Source organism: Streptomyces lushanensis, assembly GCF_001700515.1.
GTDB lineage: Bacteria > Actinomycetota > Actinomycetes > Streptomycetales > Streptomycetaceae > Streptomyces > Streptomyces lushanensis.
In genome coordinates this window covers 1-12894 of sequence record NZ_MAUD01000248.1, presented here as the reverse complement: position 1 = coordinate 12894, position 12894 = coordinate 1, and the positions used below count along the sequence as shown (strand labels likewise).

11 protein-coding genes are annotated in these 12894 nt (G+C 70.7%); 7 read left to right on the top strand and 4 right to left on the bottom strand.

Annotation, left to right across the window (positions count from 1 at the left end):
- Positions 1-58: 58 nt before the first annotated feature.
- The 3 genes from BFF77_RS33485 to BFF77_RS20510 all read right to left on the bottom strand — a co-directional run bounded on the left by BFF77_RS33485 (position 59) and on the right by BFF77_RS20510 (position 3727).
- A complete protein-coding gene (locus BFF77_RS33485) occupies positions 59-445 on the bottom strand; it encodes an FmdB family zinc ribbon protein (RefSeq protein ID WP_079125338.1) in 387 nt (128 codons plus the stop codon).
- A 66-nt stretch (positions 446-511) separates the two neighbouring features.
- Complete coding sequence (locus tag BFF77_RS20515; protein ID WP_079125337.1) at positions 512-1873, bottom strand: MFS transporter; 1362 nt, start codon at positions 1871-1873, stop codon at positions 512-514.
- 303 nt (positions 1874-2176) lie between these two features.
- Positions 2177-3727 (bottom strand): potassium/proton antiporter, encoded by a 1551-nt coding sequence (locus BFF77_RS20510; RefSeq protein WP_425424402.1) that lies wholly within the window; start codon positions 3725-3727, stop codon positions 2177-2179.
- 353 nt (positions 3728-4080) lie between these two features.
- On the opposite strand from BFF77_RS20510, the gene BFF77_RS20505 reads away from it, so the two are divergent.
- Entirely contained in the window at positions 4081-6957 is a 2877-nt protein-coding gene (locus BFF77_RS20505) for a penicillin acylase family protein (RefSeq protein ID WP_079125336.1), read from the top strand.
- Positions 6958-7030: 73 nt separating this feature from the next.
- Here BFF77_RS20505 and BFF77_RS20500 read toward each other — a convergent pair whose 3' ends face one another.
- The gene (locus BFF77_RS20500) at positions 7031-7708 is read right to left on the bottom strand and encodes a 5-formyltetrahydrofolate cyclo-ligase (RefSeq protein WP_079125335.1); all 678 of its coding nucleotides are present in this window, start codon (positions 7706-7708) and stop codon (positions 7031-7033) included.
- A gap of 105 nt (positions 7709-7813) precedes the next feature.
- Here BFF77_RS20500 and galU point away from each other — a divergent pair, with 105 nt between their 5' ends.
- From galU to sepX, 6 genes are all read left to right on the top strand, one after another.
- Complete coding sequence (gene galU / locus BFF77_RS20495) at positions 7814-8731, top strand: UTP--glucose-1-phosphate uridylyltransferase GalU (RefSeq protein ID WP_066952063.1); 918 nt, start codon at positions 7814-7816, stop codon at positions 8729-8731.
- Between the two features lie 23 nt (positions 8732-8754).
- Positions 8755-10092, top strand: a complete 1338-nt coding sequence (glp, locus tag BFF77_RS20490) for a molybdotransferase-like divisome protein Glp (RefSeq protein WP_245703613.1) — start codon at positions 8755-8757, stop codon at positions 10090-10092.
- Positions 10093-10163: 71 nt separating this feature from the next.
- Positions 10164-10727 carry a cyclic pyranopterin monophosphate synthase MoaC gene (moaC, locus tag BFF77_RS20485; protein WP_066952059.1) on the top strand — a complete coding sequence of 188 codons (564 nt, stop codon included), beginning with the start codon at positions 10164-10166 and terminating at the stop codon, positions 10725-10727.
- A gap of 107 nt (positions 10728-10834) precedes the next feature.
- Positions 10835-11467 carry a MogA/MoaB family molybdenum cofactor biosynthesis protein gene (locus tag BFF77_RS20480; RefSeq protein WP_425424401.1) on the top strand — a complete coding sequence of 211 codons (633 nt, stop codon included), beginning with the start codon at positions 10835-10837 and terminating at the stop codon, positions 11465-11467.
- On the top strand, positions 11464-12087 hold the full coding sequence (locus BFF77_RS20475) for a GNAT family N-acetyltransferase (protein WP_079125333.1): 624 nt from the start codon (positions 11464-11466) through the stop codon (positions 12085-12087). The genes BFF77_RS20480 and BFF77_RS20475 overlap by 4 nt, the downstream gene beginning before the upstream one ends.
- A gap of 142 nt (positions 12088-12229) precedes the next feature.
- A partial coding sequence (gene sepX, locus BFF77_RS20470) for a divisome protein SepX/GlpR (RefSeq protein ID WP_342671246.1) occupies positions 12230-12894 on the top strand: 665 nt, incomplete at its 3' end.

The following is a 12894-nucleotide window of genomic DNA, read 5'->3' as shown; positions in this document are numbered from 1 at the left end:
CGTAGGAGAACGGCGGGGTCCCGGCGAAGAGAGGAACAACGCGGCAGCAGGGCGCCGATCAGGCGGCGGAAGAGCCGCTGGAGCCGCTGCTCGACGTCGAGGAGCCGGAGCCCGAGCTCGATCCGGAGCCGGTGCTCGAACCGGACGCGGAGGAACCGGAGGCCGAGGAGGAGGCCGACGCCCCGGCCTTGGACTCCGACGACGACTTCGTACCCGAGGAGGCCGAGCCCGACGAGTTCGCCGAGGCGGGCGCGCTGCTCGACGACGAGCCACGGCTGTCGTTGCGGTAGAAGCCCGAGCCCTTGAAGACGATGCCGACCGCGGAGAACACCTTCTTCAGGCGTCCCTCGCAATTCGGGCATACGGTCAGGGCGTCATCGGTGAATTTCTGCACCGCTTCAAGGCCCTGGCCGCACTCGGTGCACTGGTACTGGTAGGTCGGCACTTGCTCCTCCTGGCACTCTCACTCAATGAGTGCTAACGACGCTCCATAGTGACGTATTCCGCGCGATCAGTCCACTGCCACCGGCTCGCGGTGACCCATCCCACGCGCGGTGACGCGCCCCGAGGCCTTCGGGGCCAGTCGGGAGCGCAGTACCACCAGGGTGGTGAGCGCCAGCACCGTACCAACGAGCGGCACCAGGAATCCGGCGCTCGCGCCATGTGCGTCGGCTAGCTGTCCCGCGGCGGTCACCGCCATGGCCTGGCCCAGCGCGACCGCGCCGGTCAGCCAGGTGAACGACTCGGTACGGGCCGAGGCGGGCACCAGCGACTCGACCAGTGTGTAGCCCGTGATCAGCGCGGGTGCGATGCAGAGCCCGACCAGCAGTCCGAGCCCGGCGAGCAGCGGCGCCGAGTTCACGGCCCACAGAGTGGAGGCGACCACGGTCAGTGCCGTGTATCCGAACAGCAATCTGCGTCGCGGACCGATCGTCCAGGCGACGGCGCCGCAGACGATCCCGGCGAGCATATTGCCGGCGGCGAAGATCCCGTACAGCACACCGTTCACTCCGGGGGCGCCGATCTCCTCGGCGAACGCGGTGAGGGAGACCTGCATTCCGCCGAAGACCGAGCCGATGCCCAAGAAGGCCACGGCCAGTACCCGTACGCCGGGCACGGCCAGCGCGGACGTGCGCGGCTCTCCCGGCTCTCCCGGGCCGGCGGTGCCTTGTCGGCCGGGCCGGGGCTGGGTCGCGCGCCGGGCGGCGAAGAGCAGACCGCCGACCAGGGTGAGCGCGGCCTCGGCGATCAGTCCGGCCGCCGGGTGTACGCCGGTGCACAGCGCGGTCGCGAGCACGGGCCCGATGACGAAGGTGAACTCGTCCGTCACGGATTCGAAGGCGGCGGCGGTCGGCAGCAGGGAGGAGGTTCCGGACGGACCGCTCAGCAGGGCGGCCCAGCGCGAGCGCACCATGGGGCCGATCTGCGGGACGGAGGCGCCGGTGGGCACGGCCGCGACGAACAGCGCCCACAGGGGAGCGTCCGTCAGCGCGAGCGCGATCAGCGCGGCGGCGGAGGCGGTGTGCGTCAGCACGCCCGGTATCAGTACCGCGCGCTGTCCGAACCGGTCCGCGAGCCTGCCGCTCTGCGGGGCGAAGAGGGCCATGGAGACACCGGTGACGGCGGCGACGGCCCCGGCGGTGCCGTACGAACCGGTGGTGTGCTGGACCAGCAGGACGATGCCGATCGTCAGCATCGCGAAGGGCTGCCGAGCGGCGAAGCCGGGCAGCAGGAATGTCCAGGCACCGGGCGTACGCAGCAGCCGCCCGTATCCGGGACGGCGCGGAGCGTTCCGCGTGCGCCGCGTCCCCCGTGTCCGCCGTCTGTTCCGGGTGCCGGCGGGCGCGTCGGTGCCGACCGTGTTGCGGGACACGGCCCTTGCCTTTCTGCCGCCTGGTAGCGCGCCCCCGCGGTCACGGGGGCAGCCGAGAGCTGTCCTCTGCGCGCGGAACTGCGGTAGATACCAGGGCCCACTACGGGAAGCGCCACGGCCGCCATACGGTCGCGCCAGCACTGCGTCAGGCAGAAGTGGTTCGATCAGTCAGGTGCGCCTTCATCGTACAGGTACGAACATCACATGCCCTCGGAATCCCAAGCACCGCCGACGCACGCCTGGGATTGCACGAGCTCCCTTGCCCGCCCGCCGGGCGCCCGTGACGACGGCTGCCCCGCTCACTCACCCCGACCGTCCGCCGATCCCCGCGCCGGTTCCCGCACCCGTACCCGAGCCGTTCCCGCCACTGGAGGCCGTACCTGTTCCGGAAGACGTGCCCGTCCCCAGCCAGCCGGCCAGCTTGCCGCCCTGCGCCACCGCCCGCAGCCGCCGTTCCGCCGCGTCCCGTACCGGATCCGTGGCCACCACCAGCAGCTCGTCCCCCCGGCGCAGCACGGTCGCGGGCGACGGCACGAAGCTCTTGCCGTCCCGTACGACCAGCGTCACCGCCGATCCCGAGGGCATCCGCAGCTCGCCCACCTCCACACCGTGCATCTTCGACCGCTCCGGAATCGCCACGGAGAGCAGATGGCCGCGCAGCCGCTCCAGCGGAGCCGACTCGATGCCCAGATCGGAGGCCGCGGAGGTGCTGCGGAGATGCAGGGCCCTCGCGAGCCACGGCAGCGTCGGACCCTGCACCAGCGTGTAGACCACGACCAGGATGAAGACGATGTTGAAGATCCGCAGGCTGCCCTGGATCTGCGACACCATGGGGATGGTCGCCAGGATGATGGGTACGGCGCCGCGCAGCCCCGCCCATGACATCAGCGCCTGTTCCTGCCACGGGATACGGAACGGCAGCAGGCTGATCAGCACGGACAGCGGCCGGGCCACCACGGTCAGTACGAGTCCGACGATCAGCGCGGGCAGGAAGTCGTCGCCCAGTTCGTGCGGTGTCACCAGCAGCCCGAGCAGGACGAACATACCGATCTGCGCGATCCAGCCGAGCCCCTCCGCGAAGCCGCGGTTGGCCGGGGCGTGCGGCAGTTTGGAGTTGCCGAGGATCATCGAGGCGACATAGACGGCGAGGAAACCGCTGCCGTGCGCCGTGGCGCCGAGCGCGTACGCCGAGACCGCGATGGCCATCACGGCGATCGGGTAGAGCCCGGAGGCCGGCAGGGCCACGTGCCGCAGCCCGAAGGCGCCCGCGAAGCCCACCGCCAGCCCGATGCACGCGCCGATGGCCAGTTCGAGGGCGATCACGCCGACCAGTACGTACCAGTGCTCGACCGGACCGGAGGCGGAGAGCGCGACCACGATGATCACCACGGGCGCGTCGTTGAAGCCGGACTCGGCCTCCAGCGCGCCGGTCACCCTGGGCGGCAGCGGCACCTTGCGCAGTACGGAGAAGACCGCGGCGGCGTCCGTCGAGGAGACGACCGCGCCGATGATCAGCGCCTGCCGCCACTCCAGGCCGACCAGAAAGTGCGCGGCGGCGGCCGTCACCCCGACGCTCACGCCGACGCCCACGGTCGACAGCGCGGCGGCGGCGGGCAGCGCCGGCCTCACTTCTTTCCACTTGGTGCCGAGACCGCCCTCGGCGAGGATCACCACGAGCGCGGCATAGCCGATGACCTGCGTCAGGCCCGCGTTGTCGAACTTGACATGGAAGATGCCGTCCTGCCCTATGACGACCCCGATGCCGAGGTACAGGAGCAGGCTGGGGAGGCCGCTCCGGGACGAGATCCGTACGGCCGCGACCGCGATCAGCAGCACGAGTGAGCTGACGAGCAGGAGTTCATTGAGCTGGTGGACAGTCAGCGGCCGATCCTTCCCCTCGCGCACGCCGGATCGTTCCTCCGGCGGCCAGTACTTCGTTACCTTACCTAATCTTTAACGTTTTCTTGACGCGCTCGATCGTCTGTGCGAGCTCAGATGTGATCTGTGTCGCCATAGCGCGCGAATTCCGGCAAGATCCCGGCAGGAACCCAGCCGGGACCCGGCCGGAACCCCGCAGGAACCCCGCTTGTGTGCCTGTGTGGTCGTCCGATGAGTCGCACTACATGACACCGCGTCGGGGGCGGGGAACGCCTGCGCCTATGGTTGCTCCAGCATTCCAGGACCACCCTGCCCCTCGAAGGACAGCGATGCCCGCCAACACAGCCCCCCCTTCCGTCAAAAAGAAGGGGCGACGCGCCCGTCTGATCGTGATCGTCCTGGTGCTGGCGCTTGTCGCGGGTGTCGGCTACGGGGCGTACTGGGGCGTCGGCACGGTCCGTGCCTCCTTCCCCCAGACCACGGGATCGATTCAGCTCAAGGGCCTGTCCGGACCCGTGGACGTACGACGGGACAGCTACGGCATCCCGCAGATCTACGCGAACTCCGACGAGGACCTCTTCCGCGCCCAGGGCTTCGTCCAGGCGCAGGACCGCTTCTGGGAGATGGACGTCCGCCGTCATATGACCGCGGGCCGGCTCTCCGAGATGTTCGGCTCGGGCCAGGTCGAGACCGACGCCTTCCTGCGCACCCTCGACTGGCGCGGAGTGGCTCAGCGCGAGTACGACAACGAGCTCTCGGACGAGACCAAGAAGAACCTCCAGTCGTACGCGGACGGCGTCAACGCCTATCTCGAAGGCCGCGACGGCAAGGACATCTCGGTCGAGTACGCCGCGCTGAACTTCACCAACGACTACAAGCCCGCGAAGTGGACCCCGGTCGACTCGGTCGCCTGGCTCAAGGCGATGGCCTGGGATCTGCGCGGCAACATGCAGGACGAGATCGACCGCTCACTGCTGACCAGCAGGCTCAGCGAGAAGCAGGTGGACGAGCTCTACCCGTCGTACCCGTACGACCGGAACAAGCCCGTCGTCAGCGAGGGCGGGATCGACCCGATAACCGGGAAGTACGACCCGAAGGCCGAGCCCAGCGCCACGGCGCCGGGCGGCACGACCGACGGCACGGGAACCGACGCGGGCATCGGCGCGGGAACAGGCATCGACACGGGGACCGGCACGGATACCGGCACCGGCACGGACAGCTCCGCCGGCACCGTCCTGAACAGCGCCGGTGACACGAGCGCGACCGGCACGAGCACGACCGGCACCAGCGCCGCCGGGGCCACCGAGAGCTTCAACTCCCAGCTCGCGGCCCTCTCCGGCACCCTCGACGAGATCCCCGCCCTGCTCGGCCCCAGCGGCGACGGCATCGGCTCCAACTCCTGGGTCGTCTCCGGCCGGTACACGACCACCGAGAAGCCGCTGCTCGCCAACGATCCGCACCTGGCCCCGCAGCTCCCCTCGCTCTGGTACCAGATGGGCCTGCACTGCCGCAGCGTCTCGGAGACCTGCCAGTACGACGTCGCGGGCTACACCTTCTCCGGAATGCCCGGTGTGATCATCGGCCACAACCAGGACATCGCCTGGGGCTTCACCAACCTCGGCGCCGATGTGACCGACCTGTATCTGGAGAAGGTCGACGGCGACTCGTACCAGTACGGCGACAGCGAGAAGCCGTTCAAGCTCCGCGAGGAGACCATCAAGGTCGCGGGCGGCAAGAGCAAGAAGATCACCGTCCGCTCCACCGACCGCGGTCCGGTGGTCTCCGACCGCGACACCGAGCTGGCGAAGGTCGGCGAGAAGGCCCCGGTCGGCGATGTCGCTCCCGACCGCGGCGACGGATACGCCGTCTCGCTCCAGTGGACCGCGCTCCAGCCGGGCAAGTCCATGGACGCGGTCTTCGAGATCAACAAGGCCAAGGACTTCACCCAGTTCCGCAAGGCGGCCGAGCACTTCGAGGTTCCCTCGCAGAACCTGATCTACGCCGACGTCAAGGGCAACATCGGCTACCAGGCGCCCGGACGCATCCCGATCCGCGCCGAGGGCGACGGCCGGATGCCCGCTCCCGGCTGGGACCCGAAGTACCAGTGGAAGGGATACATCCCCTTCGACCAGCTCCCGTACGAGTACAACCCGGAGCGCGGCTACATCGTCACCGCCAACCAGGCCGTCGTCGACGCGAAGAAGTACCCGTACCCGCTGACCGAGGACTGGGGCTACGGCGCCCGCAGCCAGCGGATCAACGACCTGATCGAGTCGAAGATCAAGGACGGCGGGAAGATCTCCACCGCCGACATGCAGACCATGCAGATGGACAACAGCAGCCAGATCGCCAAGCTGCTGGCGCCGATCCTGGTCAAGCTCGACGTCAAGGACCCGGCCGTGCGCGAGGCGCAGAAGCTCCTCGAAGGCTGGGACTACACCCAGGAGCCCGACTCGGGTGCCGCCGCCTACTTCAATGCCGTCTGGCGCAATGTCCTCAAGCTCGCCTTCGGCAACAAGCTGCCGAAGGAGGTGCGCGTCAAGGGCCAGTGCCTCACCGTCCGTCCCGCCGACAGCACCGGCCCGCTGGACGATCTCGACCAGCGGGTGCGGGAGTGCGGCCGGCGCGATCCCGACCTCGCGCAGCCGGACGGCGGGGACCGCTGGTACGAGGTGGTGCGGCGCATCATCGACGACCAGGACAATCCCTGGTGGAGCATCCCGGCCAGCCGCAGGGACTCGGCCGGCACGACCCGCGACGAGCTGCTCCAGCGCGCCATGGCCGATGCCCGCTGGGAGCTGACCGCGAAGCTCGGCAAGGACGTGTCGAGCTGGACCTGGGGCCGGCTGCACCAGCTCACGCTGGACAACCAGACGCTCGGCACCAGCGGCCCCGGCTTCCTCAAGCGGATGCTCAACCGCGGTCCGTGGAATCTCGGCGGCGGCGAGGCGGCCGTCAACGCGACGGGCTGGAACGCAGCGGGCGGCTACGAGGTCATATGGGTTCCGTCGATGCGGATGGTCGTCAACGTCGGTGACTGGGACAAGTCCCGGTGGATCAACCTGACGGGCGCCTCGGGGCACGCGTACAGCTCGCACTACACCGACCAGACGAGCAAGTGGGCCCGGGGCGAGCTGCTCGACTGGTCCTACGGTGTCAACGCGGTGGAGCGCACCACGACCGACACCCTGACGCTGACGCCGTAGCGGTGAGCGTGAGTCCCGGCGTGAACGCGAGCGCCGGCGCGGGCGTGAACGCGAGCCCGGGCGCCGGGCGGTGTCAGCCTCCGTGCCGGCACCGCCCGTCCCGTACCAGCCCGCCCTGCCCGTCCCGTACCAGCCCGTCGTGCGTCCGCCCGGTCCGCGTCGGTCCGGTCGGCGGGCCGAAGCGCAGGACGCCCCCCGGCGTCACCACCGCCCGTACGGGACGGTCGTGCGGCTCCTCCGGGACCCGCGCGACCACCTCGTCGTCGTACAGCAGGACGGCCAGGGCGGGCTCGGCCCCCGCCTCGGCCAGCCGCCCGAGGACCCGGTCGTACGAGCCGCCGCCGCGCCCCAGCCGCATACCGCGCCCGTCCACCGCGAGACCGGGCAGCAGGACGGCCTCCGCGTCCAGCACGGCGTCGGGACCGAGCCGTACGCCGTCCGGTTCCAGCAGTCCCCGCCGTGCCCGCACCAGCCGCTCGGCGCCCTCGTACGGTGCCCAGTCCAGGTCGTTGTCCGCCATCAGCACCGGCAGCAGGACCCGTACCCCCCGCGTGCGCAGCGCGTCGAGCAGCGCGCGCGTCCCGGGCTCGCGCCCCACCGACACATACGCGGCGACGGTGCGCGCGCGGGCCAGCTCCGGCAGCTCCAGGGCGCGCTCCGCGAGAACCGCCGCGGCTCTGCGCGCGTCCTCACCGGACAGCAGGCTCCTCGCGGCGAGAAGTTCGCTCCGCAGCGCGTCCTTTTCGGGCATCTCATCACCCATCAGACATCACAAATCTCTCGTATGAGTACGGATGAGGCGAAAGTTAACCAGAGCATCATCTTCCGCCCATGCGCAGCAGATAGTGTGTTCGGTATGACTCAGTCGCCCTCCCGGGCCCGCTCCGCCAGGATCAGCAAGGCTGTCATCCCTGCCGCCGGCCTCGGCACCCGGTTCCTGCCCGCCACCAAGGCAACTCCGAAGGAGATGCTGCCGGTCGTCGACAAGCCGGCGATCCAGTATGTGGTCGAGGAGGCCGTGGCAGCCGGTCTCTCCGACGTGCTCATGGTGACCGGCCGCAACAAGCGTCCTCTTGAGGACCACTTCGACCGGAACTACGAGCTGGAAGAGGCGCTCACCCGCAAGGGAGACCTCGAACGCCTCGCCAAGGTCCAGGAGTCCAGCGACCTCGCCACCATGCACTACGTGCGGCAGGGCGATCCCAGGGGCCTCGGCCACGCGGTCCTGTGCGCGGCTCCGCACGTCGGCGACCAGCCCTTCGCGGTCCTGCTCGGCGACGACCTGATCGACCCGCGCGATCCGCTGCTGGCCCGGATGGTCGAGGTCCAGGAGCGCGAGGGCGGCAGCGTCATCGCCCTCATGGAGGTCGATCCGTCGCAGATCCATCTCTACGGATGCGCCGCGGTGGAGCCCACGCGCGACGCCGATGTGGTCAAGGTGCACGATCTGGTCGAGAAGCCGGACGCCGCCGACGCGCCCAGCAACTACGCGATCATCGGCCGCTACGTCCTCGATCCCGCCGTCTTCGGGATACTGCGCGAGACCGGGCCCGGCCGCGGCGGCGAGATCCAGCTCACCGACGCGCTTCAGCAGCTCTCCGCGGACGAGAAGGTCGGCGGACCGGTCCACGGCGTGGTCTTCAAGGGCCGCCGCTATGACACCGGTGACCGCGGCGACTATCTCCGTGCCATTGTCAGACTCGCATGCGAACGTGAGGACCTGGGCCCGGACTTCCGGACCTGGCTCCGCGGTTATGTCGCGGAGGAGATGTAGCACGTGACGAGGGGATGCGGCACTTGAGCAGCACGGCGGAATCGGCACCGGCGGCCTACGGCCACGAGCGGCTCTGGTCGGTCGACGACCATCTCGCGGACATTCTCGCCGCGGTGCACCCGCTCGATCCCATCGAGCTGCAACTGCTCGACGCACAGGGCTGCGTGCTCGTGGAGGACATCACGGTGCCGGTGGCGCTGCCCCCGTTCGACAACAGCTCCATGGACGGCTACGCGGTCCGTACGGTCGATGTCGCGGGTGCCACCGAGGAGTTTCCCGCCGTGCTGACCGTCGTCGGCGATGTCGCGGCGGGCAGCGGTGCCCTGCCCGAGGTCGGCCCGGGGCAGACCGCCCGGATCATGACCGGTGCCGCGCTGCCGCCGGGCGCCGAGGCCGTCGTCCCGGTGGAGTGGACCGACGGCGGTACGGGCGGCGGGGCGGCCACCTCGATGCGCCCGGCGGGCGAGGCGCCGGACGGCGCGAGCGGCGAGGTGCGGGTGTACCGCCCGGCCGAGGCCGGTGGCCATGTCCGCGCGCGCGGCAGCGACGTGCAGACGGGCGATCTGGCCCTGGAGGCCGGTACGGTCCTGGGCCCGCCGCAGATCGGGCTGCTGGCCGCCATCGGCCGCGGTTCGGTACGGGTCCGCCCGCGCCCGCGCGTGGTCGTGCTCTCCACCGGCAGCGAGCTCGTCCAGCCCGGCGAGCAGCTCGGCGACGGCCAGATCTACGACTCGAACAGCTTCGCGCTCACCGCGGCGGCCAGGGACGCGGGCGCCATCGCGTATCGGGTCGGCGCCGTCACGGACGACGCGGAGACCCTGCGCGCCACCATCGAGGACCAGCTCATCCGCGCCGACATGGTGGTCACCACGGGCGGCGTCAGCGTCGGCGCGTACGACGTCGTCAAGGAAGCGCTCTCCTCCGTGGGAGACGAGGACGAGGACGGCGGCGGGGTCGATTTCCGCAAGCTCGCGATGCAGCCGGGCAAGCCGCAGGGCTTCGGGTCGATCGGCCGGGAGCACACCCCGCTGCTCGCCCTGCCCGGGAACCCGGTCTCGTCGTACGTCTCCTTCGAGCTGTTCGTCCGTCCCGCGATCCGCAGGCTGATGGGCCTGGAGGATGTGCACCGTCCGAAGGCCCGTGCCACGCTCGTGGCGGACGAACCGCTCTCGTCCCCGGCCGGCCGCCGCCAGTTCCTGCGGGCCGCCTACGACGCCGAGGCGGGCTCGATCACCCCGGTCGGCGGTGCCGGATCGCATCTTGTCGCCGCGCTCGCCCACGCCGACGCGCTGATCGTCGTCCCGGAGGACTCGGTCTCGGTCGAGCCCGGTACGGACGTCGATGTGGTCCTGATCGGCTGATGCGCCCGTGTGGCGGTACCGTGTCTGCCCACACAGGCCCTGTCGGGCCCGGACCGGGAGCGCCACAGCGAATGACTGTGTTTTCCCGGGGGGAGACCCCCGGACCCTCTCAGCAGGGCGGCTTGACCCATGTCGACGAGTCGGGCGCGGCCCGTATGGTCGATGTCTCGGCGAAGGAGATCACCGCGCGCACCGCGCGTGCCAGTGGGCGGGTGCTGGTGTCGCCGCGCGTCGTCGAACTGCTCAGGGGCGGGGGAGTGCCCAAGGGCGACGCGCTCGCCACCGCCCGTATCGCGGGGATCATGGGCGCGAAGCGGACCCCGGAGCTGATTCCGCTCTGTCATCCGCTGGCCGTCTCGGGTGTCACGGTGGACCTCGCGGTCACGGACGACGCCGTCGAGATCCTCGCGACAGTCAGGACCACGGACCGTACGGGCGTCGAGATGGAGGCGCTGACGGCTGTGTCGGTGGCCGCGCTCACCCTGGTGGACATGGTGAAGGCGGTCGACAAGGGCGCGGTCATCACGGACGTACGGGTCGAGGAGAAGACCGGCGGCAGGTCGGGCCACTGGACGCGCGGCCCGCGGCCACCGGGCGAGGCGGCACAGGGCGAGGCGGACGGAGCCGGGTCATGACGGCGCGAGCGGGCGAGGGCCCGCGGAACACGGCCGAGGGAAGCGCGGCAGGCGCCGCCGGGCCGGGGGCACGGGGACCGTCGGGTACGAGGCCCGGGGAACCCGGCGTGTCCGGTACGGGACAGGAGCCGGAGCCGTCGATCGCGACGCCCGCCCGGCGAAGGACCTACCGCGCGCTCGTCGTCACCGCGTCCAACCGTGCCGCCGCGGGTGTCTACGCCGACACGGGCGGCCCGATCCTCGCCGAGGGCCTCGCCGCGCTGGGCTTCTCCGTCGACGGACCGGAGGTCGTTCCCGACGGGGAGCCCGTCGAGCGGGCCCTGCGCGCGGGCGTCGCCGCCGCGTACGACGTCATCCTGACCACCGGCGGTACGGGCATCTCGCCCACGGACCGCACCGCCGATGTCACCCGGCGCGTGATCGACCACGAGATCCCGGGCATCCCCGAGGCGATCCGCGCCGCGGGCGCCGTGAAGGTCCCCACCGCCGCGCTCTCCCGCGGCCTGGCCGGGATGGCCGGTCGGACCCTGATCGTGAACCTGCCGGGCTCGACCGGCGGCGTGCGGGACGGCCTCGCCGTGCTCGAACGGCTGCTCGTCCACGCCGTGGACCAGATCCACGGCGGCGATCACGCTCGTAGCGACGGCTCCGGCACCGATCATCCCGCTGCCGATCATCCCGCCGCGGATCGCCGTGGTACCGATCAGCCCCGCACCGATCACCCCCGTACCTCCGGATGAACCCGTCCTGGCCCGTGACGCTGGTGGACGGCGATGTCGCCCTCCGCCCGATAAGGCTGCGCGACCAGCGCGCGTGGCGTGAGGTGAACCGGCGGAACCGCGACTGGCTGCGGCCCTGGGAGGCGACGATCCCGCCGCCGCCACCGGGCGGTCCGGTCGCCCAGCGCCCCACCTACCGTCAGATGGTCCGCCATCTGCGCGCCGAGGCGGGAGCGGGCCGGATGCTCCCCTTCGTGGTCGAGTACCAGGGACGGCTCGTCGGCCAGCTCACGGTCGCCGGGATCACCTGGGGATCGATGTGCTCGGGGCATGTCGGCTACTGGGTGGACCGCGAGGTCGCCGGCCGCGGGGTCATGCCGACCGCCGTCGCGCTCGCCGCCGACCACTGTTTCCGCATGGTCGGACTGCACCGCCTGGAGATCTGCATCCGCCCGGAGAACGGGCCCAGCCGCCGGGTGGTCGAGAAACTCGGATTCCGCGAGGAGGGGCTGCGCCCGCGCTATCTGCATATCGACGGGGCGTGGCGGGACCATCTCGTGTTCGTGCTCACGGCCGAAGAGGTGCCCGAGGGACTGCTGCGCCGGTGGCGGCAGGCTCGACCGGGAACGCACAGAAAATGAAATACTTGTTCGATAATGATCGACATATGGCTATAAACTGATCTGAACAGTCACAAAAAAAGTCCGTGATATCAGCCAGATCGTGCGACACACCGGCTCAATTGGCCGATGCCCTCGTGCGAACCCCTCTACGGTGTGAACCGTGAGCAGCAGCGGCCTCATCTACGCAGTCATCGTCGGGGCCTGGGCCGCCTACTTGGTGCCGATGTGGCTCCGCAGGCAGGACGAGCTCAATGAGGCACGTCCGACGGAGCGCTTCAGTACCGCCATCCGGCTGCTGTCCGGAAGGGCGGCCATGGAGCGCCGTTATGCCAAGGAGCTTCAGGGGCGTGCCGCCGAGGAGGCGGGGTCCGACGGGGAAACGGGCGCCGGTACGGAGTCGATGAGCTCCGTCGACGTCCGGGCCTTCGCCGCGCCCCCGGCCCGTACGGAAGCCCGGATGGAGATCCGCGCGGACGTCCCCGCACCGGCCAGGTCCCTCCCCGCGTCGTCGCGCAAGGCGGCCAGGCCCGCACCGGCACGTCCGGCGCGCGCCTCCGTGCCCGCCCGGCGCGCGCGCCCTTCGGGAGCCGCGGCCGAACGCGCTCGGCGTGCGCAGCGCCTCCAGGTCCTGGCGCGCCGACGCCGTACCACCATGGTCCTCTTCCTCGCCTTCACGCTCGGCACGATCGTCGCGGCGGTCGGCGGACTCGGCTTCCTCTGGGCGCCGGCGGTCCCGGCCGTACTCCTGAGCACGTACATCGTGCATCTGCGCGCCCAGGAGCGGAGGCGCTTCGCCTTCACGATGGACCGGCGCAGGGCCGAGGC

Excerpts from the sequence above, each read along its gene's own strand:
- BFF77_RS20505 (WP_079125336.1), top strand. The coding sequence starts at position 4,081 with ATGCCCGCCAACACAGCCCCCCCTTCCGTCAAAAAGAAGGGGCGACGC.
- BFF77_RS20500 (WP_079125335.1), bottom strand. The coding sequence starts at position 7,708 with ATGCCCGAAAAGGACGCGCTGCGGAGCGAACTTCTCGCCGCGAGGAGC.
- galU (WP_066952063.1), top strand. The coding sequence starts at position 7,814 with ATGACTCAGTCGCCCTCCCGGGCCCGCTCCGCCAGGATCAGCAAGGCT.
- moaC (WP_066952059.1), top strand. The coding sequence starts at position 10,164 with ATGACTGTGTTTTCCCGGGGGGAGACCCCCGGACCCTCTCAGCAGGGC.
- BFF77_RS20475 (WP_079125333.1), top strand. The coding sequence starts at position 11,464 with ATGAACCCGTCCTGGCCCGTGACGCTGGTGGACGGCGATGTCGCCCTC.